This window comes from Thioalkalivibrio sp. ALE30, from assembly GCF_000377465.1.
Taxonomy (GTDB): Bacteria; Pseudomonadota; Gammaproteobacteria; order Ectothiorhodospirales; family Ectothiorhodospiraceae; genus Thioalkalivibrio.
The window spans coordinates 1-25501 of sequence record NZ_KB898169.1; the positions used below are offsets into that span (position 1 = coordinate 1).

Annotated in this window: 29 protein-coding genes; 14 read left to right on the top strand and 15 right to left on the bottom strand. The window is 68.3% G+C overall.

The window, feature by feature from the left end:
• Window positions 1–465: 465 nt before the first annotated feature.
• Together D107_RS0103060 and zapB are read right to left on the bottom strand one after the other, a co-directional pair.
• Window positions 466–771 carry a cell division protein ZapA gene (locus D107_RS0103060; RefSeq protein WP_018876127.1) on the bottom strand — a complete coding sequence of 102 codons (306 nt, stop codon included), beginning with the start codon at window positions 769–771 and terminating at the stop codon, window positions 466–468.
• Entirely contained in the window at window positions 768–995 is a 228-nt protein-coding gene (zapB, locus tag D107_RS0103065) for a cell division protein ZapB (RefSeq protein WP_026280280.1), read from the bottom strand. Before zapB ends, D107_RS0103060 begins: the two co-directional genes overlap by 4 nt.
• A 216-nt stretch (window positions 996–1211) precedes the next feature.
• On the opposite strand from zapB, the gene D107_RS0103070 reads away from it, so the two are divergent.
• The 9 genes from D107_RS0103070 to D107_RS0103110 all read left to right on the top strand — a co-directional run bounded on the left by D107_RS0103070 (window position 1212) and on the right by D107_RS0103110 (window position 10122).
• On the top strand, window positions 1212–1499 hold the full coding sequence (locus tag D107_RS0103070; protein ID WP_017941481.1) for a hypothetical protein: 288 nt from the start codon (window positions 1212–1214) through the stop codon (window positions 1497–1499).
• Window positions 1499–2104 carry a UPF0149 family protein gene (locus D107_RS0103075; protein ID WP_018880412.1) on the top strand — a complete coding sequence of 202 codons (606 nt, stop codon included), beginning with the start codon at window positions 1499–1501 and terminating at the stop codon, window positions 2102–2104. The genes D107_RS0103070 and D107_RS0103075 overlap by 1 nt, the downstream gene beginning before the upstream one ends.
• Before the next feature lie 32 nt (window positions 2105–2136).
• Entirely contained in the window at window positions 2137–3465 is a 1329-nt protein-coding gene (gene pepP / locus D107_RS0103080; protein WP_018876131.1) for a Xaa-Pro aminopeptidase, read from the top strand.
• Between the two features lie 163 nt (window positions 3466–3628).
• Complete coding sequence (locus D107_RS0103085; RefSeq protein ID WP_018880743.1) at window positions 3629–4891, top strand: FAD-dependent monooxygenase; 1263 nt, start codon at window positions 3629–3631, stop codon at window positions 4889–4891.
• Window positions 4888–6075 carry an FAD-dependent monooxygenase gene (locus D107_RS0103090; RefSeq protein ID WP_018880744.1) on the top strand — a complete coding sequence of 396 codons (1188 nt, stop codon included), beginning with the start codon at window positions 4888–4890 and terminating at the stop codon, window positions 6073–6075. The genes D107_RS0103085 and D107_RS0103090 overlap by 4 nt, the downstream gene beginning before the upstream one ends.
• A gap of 300 nt (window positions 6076–6375) precedes the next feature.
• Window positions 6376–6627, top strand: a complete 252-nt coding sequence (locus tag D107_RS0103095; protein ID WP_018866432.1) for a type II toxin-antitoxin system Phd/YefM family antitoxin — start codon at window positions 6376–6378, stop codon at window positions 6625–6627.
• A complete protein-coding gene (locus D107_RS0103100) occupies window positions 6627–7061 on the top strand; it encodes a type II toxin-antitoxin system VapC family toxin (RefSeq protein WP_018880745.1) in 435 nt (144 codons plus the stop codon). Before D107_RS0103095 ends, D107_RS0103100 begins: the two co-directional genes overlap by 1 nt.
• A gap of 805 nt (window positions 7062–7866) precedes the next feature.
• Entirely contained in the window at window positions 7867–8910 is a 1044-nt protein-coding gene (locus tag D107_RS0103105) for a porin (protein WP_018880746.1), read from the top strand.
• 366 nt (window positions 8911–9276) lie between these two features.
• A complete protein-coding gene (locus tag D107_RS0103110) occupies window positions 9277–10122 on the top strand; it encodes a transposase (protein ID WP_018880747.1) in 846 nt (281 codons plus the stop codon).
• A 96-nt stretch (window positions 10123–10218) separates the two neighbouring features.
• Here the strand turns inward: D107_RS0103110 and D107_RS0103115 are convergent, their stop codons facing one another.
• The 10 genes from D107_RS0103115 to D107_RS0103160 form a co-directional block, all read right to left on the bottom strand.
• On the bottom strand, window positions 10219–10605 hold the full coding sequence (locus D107_RS0103115; RefSeq protein ID WP_255349385.1) for a type II toxin-antitoxin system PemK/MazF family toxin: 387 nt from the start codon (window positions 10603–10605) through the stop codon (window positions 10219–10221).
• Window positions 10599–10850, bottom strand: coding sequence for an AbrB/MazE/SpoVT family DNA-binding domain-containing protein (locus tag D107_RS0103120; protein WP_018877875.1), 252 nt, complete (start codon window positions 10848–10850; stop codon window positions 10599–10601). Before D107_RS0103120 ends, D107_RS0103115 begins: the two co-directional genes overlap by 7 nt.
• 280 nt (window positions 10851–11130) lie before the next feature.
• On the bottom strand, window positions 11131–11982 hold the full coding sequence (locus D107_RS0103125; RefSeq protein ID WP_018880749.1) for a secretin N-terminal domain-containing protein: 852 nt from the start codon (window positions 11980–11982) through the stop codon (window positions 11131–11133).
• Window positions 11948–12430, bottom strand: a complete 483-nt coding sequence (locus D107_RS0103130) for a hypothetical protein (RefSeq protein WP_018880750.1) — start codon at window positions 12428–12430, stop codon at window positions 11948–11950. The genes D107_RS0103125 and D107_RS0103130 overlap by 35 nt, the downstream gene beginning before the upstream one ends.
• 278 nt (window positions 12431–12708) lie before the next feature.
• On the bottom strand, window positions 12709–13206 hold the full coding sequence (locus D107_RS0103135) for a GNAT family N-acetyltransferase (protein ID WP_018880751.1): 498 nt from the start codon (window positions 13204–13206) through the stop codon (window positions 12709–12711).
• A gap of 368 nt (window positions 13207–13574) precedes the next feature.
• Window positions 13575–14168, bottom strand: coding sequence for a chalcone isomerase family protein (locus D107_RS0103140; protein WP_018880752.1), 594 nt, complete (start codon window positions 14166–14168; stop codon window positions 13575–13577).
• Window positions 14165–15550, bottom strand: a complete 1386-nt coding sequence (locus D107_RS0103145) for an MFS transporter (protein WP_196799909.1) — start codon at window positions 15548–15550, stop codon at window positions 14165–14167. Before D107_RS0103145 ends, D107_RS0103140 begins: the two co-directional genes overlap by 4 nt.
• Window positions 15510–16769, bottom strand: coding sequence for a cyclopropane-fatty-acyl-phospholipid synthase family protein (locus D107_RS0103150; RefSeq protein WP_018880754.1), 1260 nt, complete (start codon window positions 16767–16769; stop codon window positions 15510–15512). Before D107_RS0103150 ends, D107_RS0103145 begins: the two co-directional genes overlap by 41 nt.
• Window positions 16769–17539: a DUF1365 domain-containing protein gene (locus tag D107_RS0103155; RefSeq protein ID WP_018879598.1), complete on the bottom strand. Its 771-nt coding sequence runs from the start codon at window positions 17537–17539 to the stop codon at window positions 16769–16771. The genes D107_RS0103150 and D107_RS0103155 overlap by 1 nt, the downstream gene beginning before the upstream one ends.
• A complete protein-coding gene (locus tag D107_RS0103160; protein ID WP_018880755.1) occupies window positions 17540–18922 on the bottom strand; it encodes an NAD(P)/FAD-dependent oxidoreductase in 1383 nt (460 codons plus the stop codon). It lies immediately after the preceding gene.
• 146 nt (window positions 18923–19068) lie between these two features.
• Here D107_RS0103160 and D107_RS0103165 point away from each other — a divergent pair, with 146 nt between their 5' ends.
• The 3 genes from D107_RS0103165 (at window position 19069) to D107_RS0103175 (ending at window position 21410) form a co-directional block, all read left to right on the top strand.
• Window positions 19069–19854: a DUF3429 domain-containing protein gene (locus tag D107_RS0103165; RefSeq protein WP_018880756.1), complete on the top strand. Its 786-nt coding sequence runs from the start codon at window positions 19069–19071 to the stop codon at window positions 19852–19854.
• A 24-nt stretch (window positions 19855–19878) separates the two neighbouring features.
• Entirely contained in the window at window positions 19879–20532 is a 654-nt protein-coding gene (folE, locus tag D107_RS0103170; RefSeq protein WP_018866448.1) for a GTP cyclohydrolase I FolE, read from the top strand.
• Window positions 20533–20780: 248 nt separating this feature from the next.
• Window positions 20781–21410, top strand: a complete 630-nt coding sequence (locus tag D107_RS0103175) for a class I SAM-dependent methyltransferase (RefSeq protein ID WP_018866449.1) — start codon at window positions 20781–20783, stop codon at window positions 21408–21410.
• Between the two features lie 192 nt (window positions 21411–21602).
• Here the strand turns inward: D107_RS0103175 and D107_RS0103180 are convergent, their stop codons facing one another.
• From D107_RS0103180 to D107_RS0103190, 3 genes are all read right to left on the bottom strand, one after another.
• Window positions 21603–21815 carry a YjfB family protein gene (locus tag D107_RS0103180; RefSeq protein ID WP_018866450.1) on the bottom strand — a complete coding sequence of 71 codons (213 nt, stop codon included), beginning with the start codon at window positions 21813–21815 and terminating at the stop codon, window positions 21603–21605.
• Window positions 21816–22373: 558 nt separating this feature from the next.
• Window positions 22374–23012, bottom strand: coding sequence for a YceI family protein (locus D107_RS0103185; protein WP_018866451.1), 639 nt, complete (start codon window positions 23010–23012; stop codon window positions 22374–22376).
• Window positions 23005–23781 carry a CDP-alcohol phosphatidyltransferase family protein gene (locus tag D107_RS0103190; protein WP_026280281.1) on the bottom strand — a complete coding sequence of 259 codons (777 nt, stop codon included), beginning with the start codon at window positions 23779–23781 and terminating at the stop codon, window positions 23005–23007. The genes D107_RS0103185 and D107_RS0103190 overlap by 8 nt, the downstream gene beginning before the upstream one ends.
• Before the next feature lie 164 nt (window positions 23782–23945).
• On the opposite strand from D107_RS0103190, the gene D107_RS0103195 reads away from it, so the two are divergent.
• Both D107_RS0103195 and D107_RS0103200 read left to right on the top strand, forming a co-directional pair.
• A complete protein-coding gene (locus tag D107_RS0103195; RefSeq protein WP_018866453.1) occupies window positions 23946–24947 on the top strand; it encodes a zinc-binding alcohol dehydrogenase in 1002 nt (333 codons plus the stop codon).
• Window positions 24948–24978: 31 nt separating this feature from the next.
• Window positions 24979–25377 carry a 6-carboxytetrahydropterin synthase gene (locus D107_RS0103200; protein ID WP_018876148.1) on the top strand — a complete coding sequence of 133 codons (399 nt, stop codon included), beginning with the start codon at window positions 24979–24981 and terminating at the stop codon, window positions 25375–25377.
• Window positions 25378–25501: the final 124 nt, after the last annotated feature.

A 25501-nucleotide genomic window follows, 5' to 3' on the forward strand; every position in this document is an offset into this window, starting at 1 on the left:
TCGCGCCGAGCGGAGAGGGTTTTCGCGGGATCAGAGGCGCTGGATGTCTGAGCGGAGCCGAAGGCGCAGCGAGTTCAGCGCCGCCCGCGAAAAGCCTCGGAGCGAGGGAAACCCCGGCCCGCGAAGCGGGCCGGGGTCGCGGCAGTCGGGCGTGTTTCTTGGTGACTTCTTTGCACGAGCAAAGAAGTCACTCGGGGCGCGCTGGCGAGTCAGCGCACGGCAGTACGTGGACCGAAGGCACGTAAACACCAGAGGACGAACCAGGCCTAGCCAAAAATCGGCAGGTTGCGGACCGAAGGCACCCTAAACACCGGAGGACGAACCAGGACCAGCCACCACGAGGCAGGCGGCCGACCGAATCCTCCGAAAACGCCGGATGATGATTATGGGGTAGAGGGTGGCGGGCCATCCCCGGGCCGGGCATGGCCGGGAAAAGGGGAGGGCGGCGGGGCGCCGCCGATGGCGCTAGCGCGACGAGCCCAGGGTTTGTTCGATGCGGTCGGCGAGGGCGACCAGCCGCGCCGAACTGCCGGCGGAGTCGCCACCGGCCTTCTGCTGCTGCTGGCATTCCAGCAGCTCGTGCGCCAGATTCAGCGCCACCATCACCGCGATCCGCTCGGCGCCGACCACGCGCCCGCCATCACGCAGTTCCCGCATGCGCTCGTCAATCAGCGACGCGGAGGCAAACAGATCGGCGCGCTCGTCCGGCGGGCAGGCGATCTGGTACTCCTTGCCCATGATGGAGACGCGGACGGGTTCGGACTGGCTCATTCGCTGTGCTCCATCGAGCGCAGGCGCGCGATCATGTTCTCGACCCGGTGGCGCGCCTGCTCGTTGCGCTCCTTGAAGGCCGCGCGCTCGCCCTTGAGCTGGCGGACCTGCTCCTGCAGCAGGTGGTTTTCCTCGCGCAGGGCCGCGTGCTCCTCCAGCAGGCGCGTGATTGCGGTCTCCAGGCGTTCGGTCGGGTCGATCGCGGAATCGTCGTTCGGCTGCATGGCCTCGGTCCCGGTTGGCAGGCGGCCTTCGCCGCAGGGCATGTGATCCATGGAGTCTAGGAGGGCTTCGCGCGAAGCGTCAACTTGGGCCATCTTCTTGCTGGAACACCTTCACTTTTTGCGGGTCGCATACTTGCCGATCCGAGGTTTGTTGCGGCCTGGTGCCCGCGCTGGCCACAATACGGCGAATCCCGTTCCCAGAAAGTGTTGCTGCCCATGACCCAGCCCCCCGAACCCGGCCCCGAAGCCACCGTGATCGAGGGCACGGCCCATAACGGAAAGCCGTGCCGGATCGTCGACAACACGGGGACCGTGCCGCACGCGGAGCTGGAACAGCTGTTGAACGCCTTGATCGAAGAGAAAAGGTTCGGTCTCAATATGCTGTCCTCCACCGGTTCCAGCGCGATCAAGCTGGGCGAGCCGCAGTTCACCCACCTGCAGGTGGGTGACGATCTCTACCGCTTCCTGCTGTTCCCCTACGAAGCGCGGCTGGAGAGCTTCTGATGGTCGGCGACCCAGGCACCGGCAACGCGAAGGCGCAGGACGGACTGGAGCGCGATCCCGTCGCCCTGCGCGAACAGCTGGAGCACGGACTGCGCAGCATGGGTTTCGCGCAGACCCCGGCCTCCGCCCACGGGCTGTTCACCGGCTGCCTGGTGGCGGACCCGGGCGCCGACGTCGACGCCCTGGTGCGCAGCCTGGGCGAGGCCCTGCCGCTGACCGAGGGCGCGGGGGACCGTTTCGGGAAGACCGTGGAGGCGATCCGGCGTGCGCTGCTGGCCCAGCTGTATGACGTGGAGCTGGGCTTCGGCCCGCTGCTGCCGGAGGACGAAGCCATCGAGGCGCAGGCGCAGGCCCTGTCGGAATGGGTGGACGGCTTCATCGCCGGGCTGGGGCAGACGCCGCGCCTGGGCAAACTCAAGCCGTCGGCCGAAGCCAGCGAGATCCTGCGCGACTTCGCCGAGATCGCGCGTATCGAGCTGGAGCCGGACGACGACGAGGAAAACGCCGCCGCCTTCGAGGAACTCAATGAATATGTGCGCGTGGGCGTTTTGCTGATCGCCGACGAGCTGGCCCCGGACGACCCGAAACGGATCCCGATGCAATGACCTCGACGCGACGCAGCCCCCGGCCGGGCCGGATGCCGGAGATCCCCCAGGGCGAGTTCGCCCGGCGCCGCCAGCGTCTGATGCGGGCGCTCGGACCCGAGGCGATCATCGTCGTTCCTGCCGCCCACGAGCGCACCCGCAACCGGGATGTCGAGTATCCCTTCCGTCAGGACAGCGACTTCCTCTACCTGACCGGCTTCCCGGAGCCGGATGCGGTGGCGGTGCTGGTGCCGGGGCGGCCGGCCGGCGAGTACATCCTGTTCTGCCGCGACCGCGACCCGACCCAGGAGACCTGGCAGGGCCGCCGCGCCGGGCCGGACGGTGCGATGGAGACCCATGGGGCCGAGTGCGCCTTTCCGATCGAGGACATCGACGAGATCCTGCCGGGGCTGATGGAGAACCGCGCCGTGCTGGCCGCCCCGTTCGGGCGCGACGAGCCGCTGGATCAGCGCCTGTTCGGTTGGGTTAACCGGGTGCGGGCCAAGGCCCGCAACGGCGTGCGCGCACCGCACGAGTTCGTCGCGGTGGAGCACCACCTGCACGAGCAGCGGCTGTTCAAGAAGGCCCCCGAACTCAAGTTAATGCGCCACGCGGCCGCCATCTCGTCTCAAGCGCATGTGCGTGCCATGCAGGCCTGCCGGCCGGGGCTTACCGAGTTCGCGGTGGAGGCCGAGCTGCTGCACGAGTTCCACCGCTACGGAACCGAGACCGCGTATCCCTCCATCGTCGGTGGCGGCGAGAACGGCTGTATCCTGCACTACATCGAGAACCGCGCGGAGCTGAACGCCGGTGACCTCCTGCTGATCGACGCCGGCTGCGAGGTGCAGGGCTATGCGTCCGACATCACCCGCACCTTTCCGGTCTCCGGTCGCTTCGACGAACGCCAGCGCGAGGTCTACGAGTGCGTGCTGGCCGCCCAGCTCGCCGCGATCGAACAGGTGCGCCCGGGCAACGACTGGGACACCCCGCACGCCACCGCCGTGCGCGAACTGACCCGCGGGCTCAAGGAACTGGGGGTACTCAAGGGTCGCCTGGACAAGCTGATCCGCGACCAGGCCTACCGCCCGTTCTACATGCACCGCACCGGCCACTGGCTGGGGCTGGACGTGCACGACGTCGGCGACTACCGCGTGGGCGACGCCTGGCGCCAGCTCGAACCCGGCATGGTGATGACCGTGGAGCCCGGGCTTTATTTCGGGCCCTATAGCGACGCGCCGAAGGAACTGCGCGGCATCGGCGTGCGCATCGAGGACGACGTCGCCGTCACCCGCGACGGCTGCGAGGTCCTCACTGCCGACTGCCCCAAGACCGCCGCCGACATCGAGGCCTGCATGGCCGGCGACCTCCCGGGCTGGGACTGACCATGCCCGCCCATCGTCTCTTCCGTTTCAGTGAACGGCCGGGAGTCCGGGCCGGTGCGATTCGCCTGCAAGCAGGCTCCTACAGGAAGCAGCATGCACGATCCTCCGTGGGAGCCTGCTTGCAGGCGAATGGGGCGTCGGACCCACCCTTGCGGGGTGCGTCTTGACAACAAACACCTGCGACATCGCCATCGTCGGCGGCGGGCCGGTCGGCGGCCTCGCCGCCTGCACCCTGGCGCGCGCGGGCTATGCGGTCACGCTGTTCGAGCGCGGGGTGCCACCCGCGCCGGATGCACACGCCAACGACACCCGTGGCTATGCCCTGGCGGCCGGCTCCGTACAGTTCCTCGACGATCTCGGGTACTGGGCGCCACTGGCGCAGCGGGCCACCGCGATCCGCTCCATCGTCGTCAGCCGTCGCGGCGGGCTGGGGCGGGTGCATCTGAATGCCGCCGACCATGGCCGCCAGGCCCTCGGGCAGGTGGTGCCGGCCGTCGCGCTGGAGCCGATGCTGGACGCGGCCTACCGCGACGCCGGTGTGGATGTGCGCTACCAGTCCACGCTGGCGGGCGTGGGGGACGTGACGGATGGGCGCCGCGTGCTGCGCATCGAGGGCGCTGAAGGCGAGGACACCTGGGCCGCCCGCCTGATCCTGGCCACCGACGGCATGCAGTCCCCCACGCGCAAGGCCCTGGGTCTGCCGGTGAACCGCCTGCGTTACGCGGCGGATGCCCTGGTCTTTGACGTGCAGCCGGCGCGGCCGCACAACGGCCAGGCCTTCGAGCGCTTTACCGACGAGGGGCCGCTGGCCTTGCTGCCGCAGGCGGACGGGCGCATGAACGCCGTCTGGGTGGCCCCGCCGGAGGCCTGCGAGCGCCGCCTGGAACTGGACGAGGCCGAGCGCCTGCGCGAGCTGCAGGCCCGTTTCGGCTGGACGCTGGGCCGCCTGCGCCCGGCCGGCCGCGTGGTGCGTTTTCCGCTGGAGCGGGTGCATGCCCCCGAGCCGGTCGCGGAGCGCGCGCTGTTGCTGGGTAATGCCGCGCACGCAGTGCACCCGGTGGCGGGGCAGGGGCTGAACCTGTCCCTGCGCGATGTCGCGACCCTGCTGGGCGCACTGCGCGACGGCCGTGAGCCGGATGGCACCCCGCGTTTCGTGGCCGACCCCGGCGCGGCGGCCACGCTCGAGGCCTATGCGCGGGCCCGCCGTCGCGATGTGACCGGGGTGGTCGCCACGACCGATTTCCTGGCCCGCGGCATGCTGCACGCGGCTGGCCTGCGCGGACATGCGCTGGGCGGCGGCATGATGGCCGTCGACCGCCTGCGCCCCGCGCGGGACCGCCTCGCCCGCGCGGCCATGGGCCTCGGCCCATTGCCGCGCCACACGGCTCGCCATTTGGCCCGGCCTGATACGGAGGGCGCGGCATGAGCGCACGCCCCACAGGCGAGGTGCTGGACCTGCTCGTGGTCGGTGCCGGTGCCGTCGGCGGCGCCATCGCGCTGGGCGCGGCGCGCCAGGGCCTGCGCGTGGGGCTGCTGGAGCGCAACGCCGCGCCCACCTTTACTGACGCCACGCCCGTCACGCGGGTGGCCACGCTGAACATCGCCTCGATGGACTTCCTCGCCATGCTGGGCGTGCAGGACGCGCTGGAGGCGCGCCGTGCCCACGCCTTCTCCGGCATGAGCGTATGGGACGCGCACGGGCCGGGGCATATCCGCTTCGATGCCGACGAGCTGGGCGTGCCGGCGCTGGGCTGGACCGTCGAGCACGCGGCACTGGAGGCCGTGCTGTGGGCCGAGCTTGAGGCCGCCGGTGTCGACCTGTGGCCGGAGACCGAATGGAAGAGCGTGGATGCGCGCCCGGATCGGGTCGACCTCTACGGACCGAAGCACGCGCGGCTCGCCTCCGCCCGTTTGGTGGTCGCGGCCGACGGTGCGCAGTCCCCACTACGCCACCGCATGGGCATCCCGGTGCGCGAGCAGGACTATCACGCCCGCGGCGTCGTCGCGACGGTGACCACCGAGCGTCCGCACGAGGACACTGCCTGGCAGCGCTTCGTCGACGACCAGATCATCGCGTTCCTGCCGTTGGCGGACGGGCGCAGTTCTATCGTTTGGTCCCAGCCCGAGCACCAGGCGGACGCAACGCTGGCGCTGGACGACGCCGGTTTCTGCCAGGCGTTGGAGGAGGCGATCGACCACCGCCTGGGCGCGATCACCGCCACCTCCCGGCGCGCCAGCTTCCCGCTGGTGGCACGCCATGCCCGTGACTACCACGCCGGCCGCGTGGCGCTGGCGGGGGATGCCGCCCACACCATCCACCCGCTGGCCGGGCAGGGCCTGAACCTTGGCCTGGCCGATGCCCGGGCCCTGATCGAACGCCTGCATGGCCCCGCCCGCCGCGACCCCGGCGCCGAGACTGTCCTGCGCGCCTACACCCGCTACCGCCGCGCCGAGAACGCCTTCATGCAGCGCGCCATGGACGGCTTCCGCCTGATCTTCGGCACCCACGCCGCCGGCCTCCCCGAACTACGCGGCCTCGGCATCCGCCTGGTCGACCAGGCGACCCCGCTAAAACGCCGCCTCGCCCTGCGCGCCTTCGGCCTCGACTAGCCCCAAACGCGCGGCTACCCAACCGCCGAATCTTCTCCGTCCGCCTTCGCCCCGTAGGAGCCGCCTCGGCGGCGAAGCTCCTGCCAAAGGTCGGCACGGGCAGGAGCTTCGCCTGCAAGCAGGCTCCCACGGGTGCCGTTGGCTGAAGCGGCGTAGGAGCGGGCTTGCCCGCGAAGCCCCCGCCAAAGCCGGGACTCTTCATCGGCGCTATCAGCCTCTTAAACCGCGCGCCGCCACGCGTTCTCGTGCGTGCTATATTGATATCAACCAGTCCACCCACCGGTCCATTAGGGTGCAGCCATGTCTCATCACGAAATCATCGGGGCTCACGATGCCAAGACACACCTTTCCGGTTTCCTCCGAAAGGTGCAGGCCGGCGGGCGTTTTACCATCACGCAGCGGGGCCGTCCTGTGGCTGCGCTTGTGCCACTGGAGGAGGACGATGCGCCCAGGCGTGTGCAGGCCGCGCGGAACCTCCGGCAGCTGATGGCCGAGGCTCCAGCGCGCGGGGCAGTGGATATCAAGGCCCTGGTCGAGTCGGGGCGTGACTGATGGATCTCGTGTTCGACAATTCCATCGTGATGCGCTGGTTGCTGTCCGATGGTAGTCCCGCCGACCAGGAAGTCGCGGTTACGGTCCTGCGTTCCATCGAGTCGGGCGATATCCGTCTGATCGCGCCATCCGTCTGGCCGTTGGAGGTCGCCAACGTAGTCGCCCGTGCGGAAAGCCAGGGCCTGGTGACCGAGGCTGAAACCACGCGTTTCCTCGCGCTCCTGCAGGATCTCATGGTGGCCGTTGACCCCGGCGGCATCGATCCGGTCTTCGGCCTGACGCTTCAACTGGCCAGGCGTTATGGCCTTTCCGCGTACGATGCCTCCTATCTCGCACTCGCACTTCAGTACGGCGCAACCCTTGCCACACTGGACCAGGCCCTTATCACCGCGGCTCGCCGAGCCGGGGTCGCTGTGTTCGCGAGCAGCACCTGACGGTCCAGGCCATTCCGCGCCAGGTTTCGATCCGATCGCCGCAGCCAGCGCCGCAAACCTCAACCGACCCCGGCAACATGGACCGACCCGATCCGCCTCCCCGTCGTCGTCATCCCGGCCGCAGCGCAGCGAAGAACCGGGATCTCCAGCGTCGGAGCGACACCCCGCATTCGCGCTACCACAAATGCTCGAGATCCCGGATAACCGCGATGCGGTTTCCGGTATGACCGAACGAGAGGGATTCCCCTTGAACCTCCGGCCTGCGCCCGGCCAACTGCAACCCTGTGGGAGCGGGCTTGCCCGCGAAGCCCCCGCCAAAGCCTGAAAGCCCTCGAGTCGTCACGACCCACGCTCGTACTGCCGCACCCGCTGTCTGCTTTCCGCAACACTCCTGGCGCGACCCTCTCCAAATCTTTTCTTGTTGCAAAAACCCAACGCATCCGGCCCGACGATCCCGCCCCTTCAGATCCGAGAAATGCTCCAGCGCCCGCAAACCCGGACAAAATAAGCAAAACCTGATCCATTTCTCGCTGTATCCCGCCCGCAGACAATAAGCAGAACCTCATTAACCCAAGATTTCAGCACCTTGCAATCCAATTCGCGCACCCTCGAAGCCTCTGCACGCAAGTCCTTGATCTACCGAAAAGCGCTCCCCGTCACGGATACCCCCGCACTGTGGCAATTTTTTCCCGCCGAGGGGTTGAAACGAGACACCGTGGTGTATATAAAACACCTGTCATTCGCGGCATCGACCGTGGATGCAGGCGTAGAAACGAACACATACCTCTCCTGGGAGATACGCAACATGAAAAAACAGATTCTCGCAGTCGCCGTTGCCGGCGCCTTCGCAGTCCCGGCCTTCGCCGCCGCCGACTCCAACGTCACTCTGTTCGGCCAGCTGCAGACGCAGATCGTCCATCACAGCGCCTCGGGCGATGGCGGCACCTTTGACAGCGGCTTCCGTCAGCACGACGCTGGTGGTTTGGGTTCGCCGCGTGACAACGGCGGTCCGAATCGCATTGGTGTGATGGTTAACCACGATATCGGTAACGGCCTGACCGCTCTGGCCAAATTCGAGACCGACTTCCAGACGGGTGCAAGCACCAACCCCAGCGATGAAGCTGGCTTCAATGGTGGGCAGCGCGACATCTACGTGGGTCTGGACGGAAACTTCGGTCGCGTGATCGCCGGTCGCATGTCCTCTTCCTACAGCACCGCCGGCAAGGACCCGCTGAACGCGACCTTCATGCAGGGCCGTGCCAACGGCGCCCGCCTGGGTGGCGACGGCGGCTTCGGCAACGGTTCCTACGTGGACCGTGGTGTTCGCTACAGCAACAGCTTCGGTATGGTCAGCCTCGACGTGGGGATGTTTATCGATAATGGCGACGACAGCGACACGGCCTTCTCCGGTCGTCTGAATTTTGATCTTGGCGACGTAGACCTCTACGTGGCGCACGCCGATGCCGGCGATTACGAGGGCCGTGACTCTCGTTCGCGCAATACCAAGGTCGGCGCTGATTGGTCCACCGGTCCCTTCCGCCTCGTTGGTGAGGTCGAAGATATCTCCCGGGATAGCGTTGGTGGTCTGAGTACCGACGTCAACACGTATTTCCTGTCGGGCACCTACACGATGGGCCGCAATGACTTTGTTCTGAACCTGGGGCACGCTCGTCGCGATAATGACGGCAACATCGACTACGCCGCGATCGCTGTGAAGCACAACTTCAGCAACCGCGTGATGGCGTTTGCTGGCGTAGGTTATGCCAGCGAGGACGACGGGGCCATCGGTCCGGATACCGGCGACCTGTCCTTCACCGGTGTCGGTGGCGGCATGCGGGTGTCCTTCTAAGGGCAGCCACTGCTTCCAAGCGGTATAACAACAAGTTCGTAGCTTGTTTTGCGGGGCCCCCCAGGGGCCCCGTTTTTTGTGCGTATGTTTCGGCCCCGTTCGGGGCCTTTTTTGTGTTTGAGGCTGGTGGGTTCGCCACCCGGGCGCTAGCTGGCATGTGCCGATCGCAACCATGGGGTCAAACCTTGCCTTTTGCCCCTCGTTCAGGGAACCCACGGGGTCAAACCTTGCCTTTTGCCCCTCGGGGTTCTCGTTCGCCCGGTTGGAATTTCGGGGCAGGCGGTAGGCCGGCAGGAATCAGGTTGTTGGTACGGTCTGATTTAGGTTGTACTAGCGATTGTCAGGGACAAGCTGGAGAGAGCAGGGATGGCTCGATCGGTGCGATTGGAGTATCCGTGGGCGTTGTATCACGTGACGGCGCGCGGCAATCGGCGGGACTGGATCTATCTGGATGACGTTGACCATCGGCGCTTCGAAGAAACGCTGGCGCAGGCGGTCGAGCGCTTCAACTGGGTGGTCTTTGCGTACTGCCTGATGGGCAACCACTATCACCTTCTGGTAGAGACGCCGGATGCGAACCTGGGCCGGGGGATGCAGTGGCTGAATGGCGTTTACACGCAGCGGTTCAACCGCCGTCACCGGCGTGTGGGTCATGTGCTTCAAGGCCGGTACAAGGCGATCCTGGTCGAGCGCGAGTCGTATCTTCTGGAATTGGCGCGCTACATCGTCCTCAATCCGGTGCGTGCGCATCTGATCGACGATCCTGTGGACTGGGAGTGGAGCAGCTACCGGCCCACCGCGGGCCTTTCGGACGCCGTCTCGTGGCTATCGACGGATCGCGTGCTGGACGAATTCGGCCCGGCCGCCTCCCGACAGCAGGCCTATCGGCGGTTTGTCCATGAGGGAATCGGACGCACCTCCCCTTGGAATAATCTGCACGCGCAGCTATTTCTTGGCCCCGAGGCCTTTGTCGAGGCGCGGCTGGCAGGTCAGTCCGGCAGGCTGGACTTGGACCCGGAATACCCCAAGGCCCAGCAGCGGCCTGTGCCGCCGAAGCTCGAATTCCTGGAGGCAAGCTTCCCGAGGAATGAAGCCATTCGGCGAGCGTATGCGTCCGGTGGCTACACGCTGAAAGCTATCGGTGACCATTTCGGTCTGCATTTTTCGCGAGTGAGTCGAATCGTGTCCGCGGGGGCAAAAGGCAAGGTTTGACCCCGTCGGTTCCCCGAGTGAGTCGAATCCTGTCCGCGGGGGCAAAAGGCAAGGTTTGACCCCGTCGGTTCCAGGTTTGACCCCGTCGGTTCCCCGCTAGGCGGGATCGGGGCAGAGTTCGAGGATCTGGTTGAGGACCGCGCAGGCTTCCCGGTAGGTCCCCTGTGGCACTTGTCCGGCTGGATGGGGTGTCGCGTTGCGTTGGCGCCAGTCGAAGGACTTTACCTGGTGGCAGAGGATGTAGCTGGTTCTTGCATCCGGCGTCGTGCCCGCCACCACGGCGAAGGGGTTGGTCGCATTGTAATCGGCAGTGGTCATGGGGAGCCCCAGAACCAGCGAGGTTCGGGCGTTGAATTGGGTCGGCGACAGGACGAGGAAGGAGTGAATATCTCGCATTTCCCGCCCGGCCTGAGAGTTGCAGTCTATCCAGATGACGTCACGGCGCCGGGGTACCCAGTCCTTGGGTACTGCACGCTTTACCATCGTTCATTTCCAATCACGTCCGTGCACATGGCCTCGCCGCCATGCTTGTCCGGGTCGAATCCTTTCAGGCGTTCCTCCAGGCTCATGGATGGAGTGGTTTCCGGACGGATTACGATCTGGTTGCCTTCGACGGAGACGATCACAGATTGGTCCGCCTCCAGTTGCGCTGCGCGCGCGATGGCCGCAGGAAGCCGGACGCCCAGATTGTTGCCCCAGCGCTTGATGTTCAGTCGTGTCTCGGCCATTGCTCCACCCGCAAGATGTATAGACATTGTTTAAACGACTGTATCACCACGGTGTGGGGGCGTGCCAGAGGGGTATGTTCGGGCGGGCGGGGGACATCCCGGATAACCGCGTTGCGGTTTCCGGGACGCTGATCGGGTGTGTCGGCGTGCCATCTGGCGGGTTTGGTCGAAGGGGTGACTCCCGCCGTTGTGGGTGCGTTTCGCGGGGTCAACGCACCCTACGGGCAGTTCTATTCCGTAGGATGCCGATGAGCGAAGCGAATCGCATCATGGGAGCGGGCTAGCGGGCGGGATCGACGCGAATTTCGAGGGTGAGGGTGTCGCGGTCGCGGGTGGTGCGGCGGGAGGCGAGGCCGCGTTCCGTGACGTCGGTTTCGGTGTGGACGCCGCCGAGGGTGTGCCAGGTGCCCGGCTCCAGCGTGAGTTGCGTGTCGATGGCGTCGCGGTCGACGGCGCCGCGCGGGAGGGGACGTTCGTGGAGGTGGGAGAGGGCGACGCGGATGCGGCCGTCGGGCTGGACTTGGGGGCGGACGCGGAAGCCACGGGCGGTGTCCTGCAGCAGGGGTTCGATGCCGACGCCGGCGCGGCCGTGGAGGATGCGGAAGCCGGCGGCGCGGGTCTCGCCGACCAGGATGATGGCCTCGGTGCCTTCCCGCAGGCGCAGGTGCTGGGTCTGGTCGTCGCGGCGGGTGGTGCGCAGCCGCTGGGTGGAGATGCGGCCCTCGGTGCCCTCCGGGCCGCTCTCGAACTCGAGGCCGGTGCCGCGTTCGGCGCGCGGGGCGTCGCGGTGGCGGCGCACGGAGAGGACGAGGTCCTGGGCCGGCGTGTCGAGTTCGGTGACGACTTCGCGGATCTGTTGCAGGGTGCGGGCGTCGGCGCGTACCAGCAGTCGGAAGCCGTCGCCGCGCAGGGTGGCGGTGTCGCCGAACAGGGCCTGCAGTTCGGGCAGAAGGTTGTTCGCCGGTCGGTGTTGCAGCGGCAGCACTGCAACCTCCGCGTGGGTGTCGCGTGCACCGGCGAGGCCGGGGAGCAGGGTGCCAGCCGCCAGCGCGAGGGCGGCTCGCAGGAGGTGACGCCGCTCGGTCATGCCGGGCGGTTCAGACGAGGAGGCGGCGGAGTTCGACGGCTTCATCGCTCAGGCTCCAGTTGGCCTCGAAGTCCTGTACGGCGCGCTGGGTTCCGGGGCGGTCGTCGACATCCCCGCGCAGGATGCGCCGCCCGCCGGCCTGGGTGAGCTGCATCCAGCCGCTGTGGTCGGCGATCGCGGTGACGGTCAGCGGGCTTTCCTCGGCGGCCTCCAGGCGGCGCACCGATACGGCGCTGGGCAGGCGCTTGATGCTTTCCACCAGGCTCGGAAGCTGTTCCTTGAGCGCCAGGTCGTCGTCCACCAGCAGGCGGATGTCGGTATGCCGGTGGCGGCGTGCGATCCCGGCCAGTTCCGCGCCCAGGTCGGGCCCGGCGATCTCGGCCAGCAGGGCGACGCGGGCATGCAGCCAGAGGCGTCGGCGCGTGGCGGTCAGGAGTTCGGCCAGCAGGGCCTCGGCGTCGATCAGGGTCGGGTCGCGTTCGGGGGCGGTCATCGGTGTCTCGCTCGGGTTGCGGATCCTTCCCTCAGCATAGGGGAGTGGGGGTGGGTTCGCATCATTGCGCGGGGTCGTGTTCCCCCCGGGGGGTTAGGGGAGCGTTTCGGGCGCGATTCAGAGACATGAGTACGGTGGAAGAGGCGGATAGGCAAGATCTGTGAGATCCGTGCATATCCCCTGTGGGAGCCGGCTTGCCGGCGAAGCCCCTGCCCGCGTCCGACTTTGGCAGGGGCTTCGCCGGCAAGCCGGCTCCTACGGGGTGGTCGCCAGCGGAGTTACAGTGACTGGGCCGCGTGGGTGTGGGTGGCATGGGAATAGGGCGCCGCCGGGCGCGGGATCGGGGTGTGGATGCGGTGGAGCATGCGGCGGTGGGGGATGCCGGCGTCCTCGAAGGTGTCGCTGATGACGAAGAAGTCGTGGCGGGCGTAGAAGCCGATGCGGCTGTTCTGGGCGTTCAGCCAGACCTCGCGCCAGCCGTGGCGGGCGGCGGCCTGGATGGCGCAGTCCAGCAGGCGCGAGCCGATGCCGTGCCCGCGCCAGGATTCGCGCACGGCCATGCGGCCGATCTGGCCGGAGGGCAGCAGGCGCAGGGTGCCGACCGGTTCGTTGTTCGCCCCGATGGCCAGCCAGTGCAGGGCAGCGGGGTCCAGGCCATCGAATTCCAGGGCCTCGGGTACGCCCTGTTCCTCGACGAAGACCTCGCGGCGGATCAGGGACAGTGCGTCGGCGTCGGCAGGCCAGGTGGCCTCCCGCAAGGTGATGCGATGTTGCATGGGTATCCTCCTCCGGCATGCCGTAAAGGAGAGCCGCGCCCGCGTGTGCGAGCGGTCCAATTGCGTGGCTGGCTCCCCGGCCGTCCTGACCCTGGCCCCGGACGGAAGAGTCTAGTTCAGGTTGCGGGAATCTTCCTGTGAAGGGTTTCCCGGAATGGGGACGGTTCGATGTGCGGCGTGGGTGGTGGGAGATTGGGTTACTGCGGATCTTGCGCGGCGACCGGGATTTTATCGTGAGGCACCGCAAGGCGATCGCCACGGCGCTTCGCGCCTCGCGATGACGGGTAGGGCCTGGGCGCGGTGCCAGAGGCCGGGCGATTGCCGCGGCGCACCGCGCCTCGCAATGACTGGTCGTTGCTGTTCGGCGATCAGCGTGCGCCGATCAGGGTGTCGCGGAAGCGGCGGGACAGGGGGTCTACCGGGTGCAGCCAGATGCCGAAATAGGCCTCGGCGAAGTCGCGGCCGAGGACTTCGACCAGCGCGGTACCGTTTTGCAGCAGGCGGGTGCCGTGGCCCGGGCGATACTCCAGGGCGTAGCGGTCGCCGGCCTCCATGTCGCGGTAGGCGGCGTTGAACGTGTCGAGCCGGTCGGCCAGCGCCGCCAGCGTCTCCGCGTCCTGCTGGTCCTCGAGCAGGCGGTTGCCACTGCGGCGGAAGTCGTCGGCGCTGATCGCGCGCAGGTATTCCAGCTCCAGGCGCTTGGGCACGTCGGCGGTCAGGACATCCTCCGGAGCGACTTCTTCGGGTACGTAGAGCGCCCCGACGTAGACGCGGAACACCGTGTAGCGGTATAGCCGGCCCGCACGCAGGGGCACCGTGGTGTTGTCGATGGTGACCGATTCGGCGAAGCGCACGCCGTCGATCTCGGTGGCGGCCGCGGCCGGGGCGGCGAGCGACAGGGTCAGCAACACGGTGGCCAGAAGCGAGGCCACGAAACGGGAGGGTCGGATACGGTGGATCATGGGTGGGTGCCTCCGGGCTGGGCGGGGATGGTGGCTTGTTCGCGCGCGTGGATGCGTTCGCGCAGGGTGTGCTGGGTGTCGGCGTCGATGGGGAAGCGCCAGATCAGGGCCATTGCCGCGAGCTTGAACAGGACCGGCAGGCCGGCGTAGGCCAGGGCCAGGACGAGCAGGGCGGTGGGGCTGTTGTCGCCACCGGCCGAGAACCCGGCTGCGCCCAGTAGCGGGAAGCTGAGGCCGACGGCCAGCGCGAGGGCCAGCTTGGTCGCCATGCCCCACAGGCCGAAGAACAGCCCGGCGCGTTCGCCGCCGCCATCGGCGGTGTCCTGGTCGATCACATCGGCCTGCATCGCGGCCGGAAGGGCGAGGTCGACCCCGAGGCTGAGCCCGGTCAGCACGGTGATGGCGTAGAACGCCAGCACGTCACCGGTGCCGAGGAACGGCACCCAGATGAAGAAGCTGGAAGCCAGCAGCATCGAGAGCGTCCAGACCCGGTGTTTGGGCAGGCGCCGCGCCAGGCGCAGCCACAGCGGCAGGGCGAGGATGCCGGTGGCGAAGTAAACCAGCAGCAGCGGCCCGGCATGGCCCGGCGCCTCCAGCACGTGGGTGATGAACAGCAGGAAGAGCGTGGCGGGGATCGCGTTGGCGGTGCCGTTCAGGATCCACGCCAGGATCAGGCGGCGGAAGGGGCGGTTACCCAGCAGCAGGCCCCAGCCAGCGCGCCACGGCACGGGCGCGAGCCTTCCGGGGCGTTCCGGCACGCGCCACAGCAGGATCAGGAAGGCGAGCGGCATCAGTACCCACAGCAGCACCGCGAGGGATGCGAGCGCTGCCCCGGCATCGTCCTGCAGGCCGAGGACCGCCGGCAGTGCGGCGGCCGTGACCGTACCCAGTACGACGAAGCCCTCGCGCGCGGCGGTGATGCGCGAGCGTTCGTGGTAGTCGCCGGAGAGCTCCGCACCCCAGGCCGCATAGGGCAGGGCGACCAGCGTCCAGCCCAGATAGACCAGGGTGCTGAACAGCAGCAGGTATCCCGCGCCGGCCTCGGCCGGCGGGCGGAACAGGAACGGCGCGGTGAGCAACAGCAGCGGCACGCCGGCCAGCATCACCGCGCGCCGGCGCCAGGCCCCGGGGATGCGATCGGACAGATGGCCGACCAGCGGGTCGGTCACGACATCCAGCAGCCGCGCCAGCAGCAGGAGCAGACCGACCAGGGTGACGCCCAGGCCGGTGTGCTCGGCGTAATGCGCGGGCAGGAAGACGTACAGCGGCAGGCCGAGGACGGCAAGGGGCATGCCCAGACCGCCGTAGGCGAACAGCCGCGGCCAGCGCAGGGTGTTCACTTCATCGAGTCGCGGGGGCGCTGCTGCCCGGCGGGGTGGCATCGACGGGGCTTTGCAGCACGGCCTGCATCAGGTTCACGCGGGCGGTGTCGAAGCCGACCTCGCAGTACGCGAGGTAGTAGCGCCACATGCGCAGGAAGGATTGTGAATAGCCGAGCGCCTCGATCACCGGCTCCGCCTGGCGCACCTCCTGGTGCCAGTGGCGCAGGGTGCGCGCGTAGTCCGCGCCAAAGAAGGCCTGGTCCGTCACGGCGAGTCCGGCCCGTTCGGCCTCTGCGTTGAAGCGCGGGACCGAGGGCAGCATGCCGCCGGGGAAGATGTAGAGCTGGATGAAGTCGGCATTGCGGCGGTAGTACTCGAAGGCGTGCTCGGCAATGGTGATCACCTGCAGCGCCGCGCGGCCGCCGGGGCGCAGGCAGGCGCGCACCTTGTCGAAGTAGGTCGCCCACCACTGCTCGCCCACCGCCTCGAACATCTCGATGGAGACCACGTGGTCGAAGGTCCCGTCGAGGTCGCGGTAGTCCTGCAGGCGCAGTTCCACGCGATCGCTCAGGCCGGCGCGTTCGATCCGCTCGCGGGCGTAGTCGAGCTGCTCCTGCGACAGGGTGACGCCGGTCACGCGATAGCCGCGCCGGGCCGCCATCTCGGCGAAGCCACCCCAGCCGCAGCCGATCTCCAGGATATGCGCGCCCGGTTCGGCGTCCAGTTGATCCAGCAGGCGGGCATACTTCTGCGTCTGGGCCTGCTCCAGGGCCTCGTCGCCGCGGGTGAACAGGGCCGACGAGTAGCTCATCGTGCGGTCCAGCCACAGGTCGTAGAAGTCGTTGCCGAGATCGTAGTGGAAGCGGATGTTGGCGCGGCTGCCGCGCCGGCTGTTGCGGTGCCGCCAGTGACGCAGGCGGTCGAGGCCGCGCTGCCAGGCCGGACGATCCGCCAGGGCCGCGAGGGCCTGTTCGTTGTCGGTGGCGAAGCGCAGCAGGCTTGGCAGGTCCGGGGTGATCCAGTCGCCGCTGATGAAACCCTCGGCAAAGCCGATGTCGCCGTGGCGCAGCAGGCGCAGGATCGCGCGCCACGGTCGTCGGAAGTGCCAGACGGCTTCGGCTCCGGCCTTGCGCCCGCGCAGGGTGATGCGGTCGCCCGACGGGCCGATCAGGGTGATCTGCCCGGTGTCGATGTCCTTCAGTGCGCGCGAGATCAGGCGCAGGGCCCAGTCCGGCCGGGTGGTTTCGTCCTGCGGGGTGTCGAGGTGGTTGAGGGCCATTAGTCGATCTCCTGTGCGGGGGGTGCGGGCCGCGGGTGGTAGCGCCCGCCACGCCACCAGATCTTCAGCGCCTGCCAGTGGATCAGCGGCAGGACCTTGAGGGTCATCCAGGGTTGTTTCAGGAAGGCGCCCAGCAGGCTGCGGTCGCTGAACGGGCGCAGGCGGCCGTGCTGTGTGGCCGTCAGCATCAGGTCCTGATCCTGGTATTCGTTGATCGCGATCCGCAGCGATGCCCCGGCCTGCGCACGCGGCGGTGTCAGGGTGAAGGCGTAGCGCGCGTGCATGTCGATGAAGGGCGATACGTGAAAGGCCTTCTGCTTATCCTGGCGCACGGGGCAGGCCATGGGCGCGCCGTGCTCGTGCAGCAGGTAGTGGTGGTGCTCGCCAAAGGTGTTGCGCACCTCCAGCAGGATTGCGCGCAGTTCGCCGTCGGCGTGCCAGGCGTACCAGATGCTCAGCGGATTGAAGGCATGCCCGAGGACGCGCGGCATGGCCAGCAGATAGATCGGACCGCCGGCCAGGTCGATGCCGTAATCGGCCAGGTGCGCCTCGATCCAGGGCCGCCAGGGGCGGCCGTCGCGCGGCCCGTGGTCGCGGGTGCGCAGGCTGAACAGGTTGAATCCGTCCAGCGAGAACAGGCGGCAGCGCCGGGCGGTTTCGGCCAGGCGGTCGATGTCGAACAGCGCACTGATGACCGGGTAGCGAAAGCGGTACTGCTGCGGGAAGAACCGCTGATGCATCACCGTGCCGTGTACGAGGGCGGCGTCCATTCAGGTGTTCCGCGATTGCGCCGCCGGCGCCCCGAGCCGGGCCGGGCCGCCGCCGTGAACGGTGGCCTCCGGGACATGACCGGGATGGACGGGTGCATCGGGTGCCTGCGCCGGTTGCGACCAGGGCGGTTCGATGCCCATGGCCTGACCGACACGGACGGCCGAGCGCAGGCCGTCTTCGTGGAAGCCGTAGCCCATCCAGGCCCCGGCGAAATACAGGCCGTCCTCGCCCTGGGTCGCCGCCAGGCGCTGGCGGGCCGCCTCCGCCGCTGTATCCATGACCGGGTGTTCCCAGTGCTGCTCGCCGAGGACCAGGCTGGGGTGCGGGTCTCGCCAGGGGTTCAGGCTGATGATGTAGTCCTGACGGCGTTCCAGGCGATGCAGACGGTTCATCCAGTAGGACACCGAGACGCGGTCGCGGGTCTGTGTGGTCCGCCCGGACAGGTAGTTCCAGGAGGACCAGACCCGGCGCGAGCGGGGCATCAGGGCCGGGTCCGTATGCAGGATGGCGTGGTTGGCCTGGAAGCGGCAGGCGGACAGGAGCCGGTCGCGCGCCGGGACCGCGCCGTTCAGGAGCCCGCGCGCGGTGTCGGCGTGGCAGGCGAACACCACTGCGTCGAACCCGGTGCCCTGGGCATCGGTCAGGACGCGCCACTGACCGGACTCCGGCATCACCGCGCGCACAGGCTGGTGGACAACGCAGCCCGGTTCGAGGCGCTGCGCGAGACGCTCTACGTATTCGCGACTGCCGCCGACCACGGTGCGCCACTGCGGGCGGTCGCGCAGATCCAGCAGCCCATGATTGTGGAAGAATTGCAGGAAGCTGGCGGCCGGGAATTCGCGGATCGCCTCCGGCGGGCAGGACCAGATCGCGGCGGCCATCGGCAGCAGGTAGTCCTCGGTGAAGCCGCGCCCCAGACGGTGCCGGTCGAGGAAGGCCCCGAGCGTGCCTTCCGGGCTCTCGTGACGTTCGAACAGGCCCTTGCCCAGGCGGTTGAACCGCAGGATGTCGCCCGCCATGCGCAGGAAGCGCGGGCGCACCAGATTGCGGCGCTGGGCGAACAGGGTGTTCAGGTCGGAGCCGGCATATTCGACCCCGTCGGGCTGGCGCGAGTAGCCGAAGGACATGTCGGTGTCCTGCGTGGCAACGCCCAGGTCCGTGAACAGCCGGGTCAGCAGCGGGTAGTTGCGTTCGTTGTAGACGACGAACCCCGTGTCGATGGGCGTGGGACCCTGCGGGTCGGGCACGTCCACGGTGTGGGCGTGACCACCGAGTTCCGGTTCCGACTCGAACAGTTGCACCTGGTGACGGGTCTGCAGGATCCAGGCAGCGGACAGGCCGGCGATGCCTCCACCGATGACGGCGATGCGCGAGCGTTTCATGGTGGTGGTTCTCCGGGCCTGAAAGGTGATGGACAACTTATACAATAGCTGTACAATCTTTGTAAATGGTGGCCGAGCGAAAGTTCCCGGCTTTCCTGTGCCGGGGGCGCTTCGCGAGGCCCCGCGTACCAACGGAGACATGGACCGTGACGACAGACGAGAAGACGCAGGCAGGTACCCCCGAATGGCCGCAGGAGGTGCGCGAGGCCCTGGCCACGCACGAGATCGTGGGCATTACGTCCGGCCTGTCAGACTTCCGCGATGCCGAGGCGCTGCTGGAAGCGACGGCCCCGGGTCGCTGGCAGCGGCTGGAGTGGGGCATGGGGTCGGCGCACAACCGCGAGCAGTTCCACGCGCTGCAGCAGGCCACCGGCGCGGCCGTACTGCCGCTGTTCGTCGCGCGCGACGGCGTGATCGGCGGACTGCCCGAGTTGCGCGAGTATCTGGGCCAGCGGGCGCTGCAGGCGCGCGGTGACGGGCCGCGCCCGGACGCGCCGGCGCCGGCCCTGCAGGTCCTCGGAGTGGGCGGCCTGCTACCCTTCGCATTCTTCGGGCTGGGCGCGTGGATGGCCCAGCCCGAATGGCAGGCTTTCGCGCTGGAGGCCCTGGCGCTCTATGGTGCGGTGATCCTGTCGTTCCTGGGGGCGATCCACTGGGGGATCTTCCTGGTGGATCGGCAGCACCGGGTGGGCCCGATCGCGGCCCCGGTGTGGGCGGTGGTGCCGTCCATCCTGGCCTGGCTGGCGGTCCTGCAGCCGCTGCCGGAGGCACTGATGACCCTGACGGTGCTGTTTCTCGGGGTGTTGTGGGTGGATCGGCTGAGCCTGTATCGCCGCGCATTGCCACGGGGCTACCTGGGCCTGCGCCTGGTGCTGACCGCCGGTGCGATGCTGGCGCTGGCCTCCGGCTTCGCGGTCACGCTGACGGCCTGAGCCGGGACAGAGGAAAACGCAAGAATGAGCGAACACAAGGACTCGATGATGGATGCAGACGCCCGGACGGCCGACGAGCCGACGGCCACCAATGCCTCGGGCCAGCCGCTGGCGGCCCCGGAACAGCTCGCCGAGCGCTACCGCGACATCCTCGCCGGCCTGGGCGAGAACCCGCAGCGCGAGGGCCTGCTGGATACCCCGATGCGCGCCGCGAAGGCGATGCAGTATCTCACCCGTGGCTATCACCAGGACCTGGACAGTATCGTCAACGGGGCCCTGTTCTCGTCGGACAACGACGAGATGGTGCTGCTGCGCGATATCGAACTGTACTCCCTGTGCGAGCATCACCTGCTGCCGATTATCGGCAAGGTGCATGTGGCCTACCTGCCGAATGGCAAGGTGATCGGTTTGTCCAAGATCGCCCGGATTGTCGACATGTTCGCGGCGCGCCTGCAGATCCAGGAGAGCCTGACGCGCCAGATCGCCGAGGCCCTGATGCAGGTGACGAACGCCAAGGGGGTCGGTGTGGTGGTGGATGCCAAGCACATGTGCATGACCATGCGCGGGGTGGAGAAGCAGCATTCGTCGATGGCGACCTCGGTGATGCTGGGCGCCTTCCGCGAAGACGGCCGGACCCGGCGCGAGTTCCTCAACCTGATCGGTCGCACGGGCAGCTGACCGTTCCCGGGGCTGCCGGGCGGGGTCACCCCACAAAAAAATGGCCCGACGCGAAGGTCGGGCCAAAGATCGTCCGGACACCCGTGTGATGGAGGGTTCTGGTCCGAACGGCGGAAAACCGGCTGCCGTTGCCACGAGCCGATCATTTCCGCAACTTGTATAAGTGGACAGGGACTGTGGAAACAGGTTCCTGACAGTCGCCGAAAGAATGTGTTGGGCATCACATTTTCCTGTCCCCGGGAGTCTCGATGCGCGGTCTGGAACAGATCCCCTGGTTGTACGACGGCCTGATGGCCGGTGCCGAGCTGCTGGGCCTGCGGCGCTGGCGCCGGCGTCTGGTGGCCGGTGCGCACGGCCGGGTACTGGAGATCGGCTGCGGGACCGGGCGCGACCTGCCGCTGTACGCCGATCCGGAACGGGTCATCGGCATCGACCCGGACCTGGCGGCCCTGCGCCGGGCCCGGCGGCGGGCGCCTTCCGTGCCGCTGGTGGTGGCGCGGGCCGAGGCCCTGCCGTTTGCCGACGGCGCCTTCGATACCGTGGTCTCCGGCCTGGTGTTCTGCAGCGTGCAGGATCCGCCACGGGCCCTCGGCGAGGTGCGCCGGGTGCTGGCGGAGGCGGGCGAGCTGCGCATGCTGGAGCATGTACGTCACACGCGGCCGCTGCTGGCCCGCGCCCAGGACCGGGTGCAGCCGGCCTGGACCTGTATCACCGGCGGCTGTCACCCGAACCGCGATACCGAGGCCGCGGTGGAACAGGCCGGCTTTTGCATCGACCCGGAAGACCGTCTGGCGCGGGGCGTGATGCGGCGCTTCGCCGCGCGGGTCTGTCGTGCGCCCGCGGATGCGTCCGGGCGTAACGCCGGGGATGGGGGCTGAAGGGCAAGGGCCTTTGTTCACCACGAAGGGCACGAAGATACGAAGGAAGGGCAAGGGCGTGTAACCACAGAGGTCACGGAGGACACGGAGAAAGTCGATCGTTGCCGGAACGGGCCGGGTGCTGGCCCAGTAAAGAGAAGGCCCCGGGCATAAGTGCGCCGGGGCCTTTCTGGACGGACAGTTGGTAACGTCTCAGGCGGTCGTGTTGATGTTGGTGCCGACGTTGTCCGGCAGACCCTGAGTGGCGGCCTGCATCTCGCCGATGTCGGGCATGGCCTGCAGCATCGACTGAGCCGCCATCTCCTGCGACTCCATCGCCTTCTTCTGCACGGCCACGTCTTTCTGCATGGCCACCTGCTGCTGGCTGTTCTGCGTGGCCATCGCGGCAATCGCGCTTGCGTCCATCTCGTACTCCCGGTTCTGAATGTGCAGGCCCGTTGCACCCGATAGGGGGAACGGGCCTGCCCCCGGTGACGGCTGCATCCCCGCAGACTTGAGCCCCCGAACCGGATTTTTTTCAGAAGGTTCCTGTTCTACGGCACCATCGCCGTGCGTCCGGGCTCCCCGCCCTTCTCCATACCCTGGCTGGTTCGATCCGCCCTGCCCCTTCCTTCGTATCTTCGTGCCCTTCGTGGTGAACAGCGCCCTTGACCTTCAATGGGCGTTTCGCTCGCCTCGTCCGCATCCTGCCTATTTGGGGGCGATCGCGACCCGCGCCTTCGGGGTGCGCCGTGACATGGGTGCCAGGGTCCGGAGATCCCGGCTCTTCGCTTCGCTGCGGCCGGGGTGACGGGGGAGTGTTGCCCCGTGCCCCGCGATCACCCGTCAGCAACGTCGGCTCCAGCGCGTCGCCCTGTAGTCAGTCCTTCTCCGTGTCCTCTGTGCCCTCCGTGGTGCAATCCGCCCTGGCCCTTCTTCGTGCCTTCGTGTGCTTCGTGGTGAATACATTCAGTCGGCGGGGCGTTACTGGCGCTGGGCCTCGAACTCGATGATCAGTTCGACTTCGTCGCCGACGATGTCGCGGGTCAGGCCGTAGGTCATGCCGAAGTCGGAGCGGTTGAAGCTGCCGCGCATCGACGCACCGAGCACGTACGGCCGGCCGAACAGGCCGCCGAGCGGGAACGGGTAGCGCCCGACCTTGTTGATCGTCACGTCGAGGTGGATGGTGCGGGTCTCGCCCAGCAGCTCGAGCCCGCCGCTCAGGCGCCCGGTGTTCTCGCTGGTCGGCTCGTAGCGCGTGGCGGTAAAGCGCATCTCCGGGTATTCCTCGACGTTCAGGAAGTCCTCGTTGCGCAGGTGGTCGTCGCGCTCGGCGTGGTTGGTGAACACGCTGTCGGTCTGGATGACGAAATGGCCGTCGCCCAGCTCGCCCGTGTCGGGGTCGAAGACGAACTCGCCCTCGGCTTCCAGGAACATGCCCAGGACCTTGGCATAGCCGGCATGATCGACCAGGAAGCCGACCGCGAAGTGGTCGGGGTCGATGACCCAGCGGTCGGCATCGGCCAGGGCCTGCGCGGGCAGCGCCAGGGCCGTGGCCAGCAGGCCACCCAGCAGCAGGCGGCGCAGGCGGGCGGGGCGGCGGTTGTTGCGGGCGTCAGTCATGACACACCTCCGGTCGGTGGCGGTACAGCCAGTGGATATCCACGGCAAAGGACAGGCCCAGAGCCAGCAGGCCGGCCAGGGCGATGGTGATGGCGGCGGGTGCGGGCAGGCCGGGGATCAGGACCAGTAGCAGGACCACGGTCTGCAACACGCAGACGGCCTGGCGGCGCCGGCTGGGCGGCAGCGGCGCGGCCAGCCAGGGCAGGGGGCGGGCGGCCAGCACGAAGGCGTAGCGCATCAGGCCGATCAGGATCACCCAGGGCCCCACCGCCGTCATCTGCCAGACGAGGATCGACAGGGCGAGGATCATGGCGGCGTCCAGCTCCATGTCGAAGCGGGCGCCGAACGCGGTGGCGCTGTCCGTGCGGCGCGCGACGGCCCCGTCCACCCCGTCCAGCACCAGTGCCAGGCCCGCGAGGGCGATCACCCACAGCGCCAGCACCGGTTCGTCCGGGGTGGGGGCGGCCAGGACCAGGCCGCCGAGCGGGGCGGTCAGCGCGGCGCGCAGGAGCGTGACCCGGTTGGCCGGGCCAGGGCCGCGCCCGGCAGACGCCACTCCGGCCGCCGGCGTGCGGCTGGCGAGGATGGCACCCAGCACCAGCCAGAGCGTGACGAAACCGGCGACGGTTGGCAGGCCCGCGTGCGCGTGCCAAACCAGCGCACCGGTTACGGCGAGGCCGGCCAGGCCCGCGAGCAGCCAGTCGGTCGCCCAGACCCGCAGGCCGGCCTGCAGGCGCAACGGGGAAGGCTTGGCAGGGGAAGACTCCATGCGGGGATTGTAGCGCTCCGTTGGCGATGGTCCTGGGGGCGCGCGGGTGGCACTCCCTGGTCTTGCGACCATGCGTGGCACCGGGAGTTGCCGCTTGCTGCGCCCTTCGCCCACACTGCGCGGATGATCGCGTGGCAGCGCACCCCGTTTCCGGGACCCTCCCGGTGAGCACGGCCGGCTCCGAACAGGCCTTCTGGGTCACCGGCCCGGGCACGGGCGCGTTGCGTCCGGAGGCACTGGCGGAGCCGGGCCCGGACGCGGTGCGGGTGCGCACGCAGTTCTCGGCGATCAGCCGCGGGACCGAGTCGCTGGTGTTCCACGGTCGGGTGCCGGAGAGCCAGTATCAGGCGATGCGCGCGCCGTTCCAGGCCGGCGAATTCCCGTGGCCTGTGAAGTACGGCTACATCAGCGTCGGCACCGTTGAGGCGGGTGGCGCGGCGCACGGGCTGGACGGGCAGCGAGTGTTCTGCCTGTATCCGCATCAAAGCGCCTACACGGTGCCGGCCGCCGCGGTGGTGCCGATACCGGATGCCGTGCCTTCGGGGCGCGCGGTGCTGGCGGCCAACATGGAGACGGCCATCAACGCGGTCTGGGACTTGCAGCCCGGTCCGGGGGATCGCCTCGCGGTGATCGGCGCCGGCGTGGTGGGCCTGCTGGTGGCCGGGTTGCTGCGGGCGATGCCGGGCGCCGAGGTCACGCTGATCGACCCCAATCCCGCCCGCGAACCCGTGGCGGCGGCGCTGGGATTGTCGCTCTGTACGCCGGAGGCGGCGCGGGGGAACCCGGAGCTGCAGGGGCTGGACGGGGTGGTGCATGCCAGCGGCAACCCGGCCGGGCTGGCGCAGGCCCTGGACCTGGCCGGGGTCGAGGCGCGGGTGGTGGAGATGAGCTGGTACGGCGACCAGCCGGTGCCGGCACCGCTGGGCGAGGCGTTCCATTCGCGGCGGCTTACGCTGCGCAGTTCACAGGTGGGCCGCATCCCGCCGGAGCGCGCGGCGCGCTGGGATTACCGTCGCCGCCTGGCGCTTGCATTGTCCCTGCTGGCCGATCCCGCACTCGACGCGCTGATCACTGGCGAGGATGCCTTCGCCAACCTGCCCGCGGCGATGGCCCGCGTCACGGGGCCCGAGGCCGCCCGCACCCTTTGCCACCGCGTCCGCTACTGATCTTTTATTTCTCAAGACGGGGAACCACCCGATGTACAGCCTGAACGTGCGTGACCACTTCATGATTGCCCACAGCTTCGCCGGCGAGACCTTTGGTCCGGCGCAGAAGCTGCACGGCGCGACCTACGTGGTCGATGTCACCTTCCGCCGCCGGGCGCTGGACGCGGACGGACTGGTGGTCGATATCGGCCGCGCCAGCGAGGTCGTAAAGGCCCTCCTGGCGGATCTCAATTACCAGAACCTGGACGAGCGCGAGGAGTTTCGCGGCCAGAACACGACCACCGAGTTTCTGGCCCACGCGCTGCACCAGCGCGTGGCAAGCGCCATCCATGCCGGCGAGCTGGGCGAGTCCGCGCGCGAGCTGGATGCGGTGTGCGTAACGCTGAACGAGTCGCATATTGCCTGGGCCAGCTACGAGGCCGCGCCCTGAGCGGAATGCGCGAACAAGGGAAACACTGATTAATGTGCACGCTCGCGTTGGTACCCCAGGTTTTCCGAGACAAGGCGCGGTGCGCAGCCGGTAGTGGTTCTACCGGCAAGCGTCGCAACGCAGG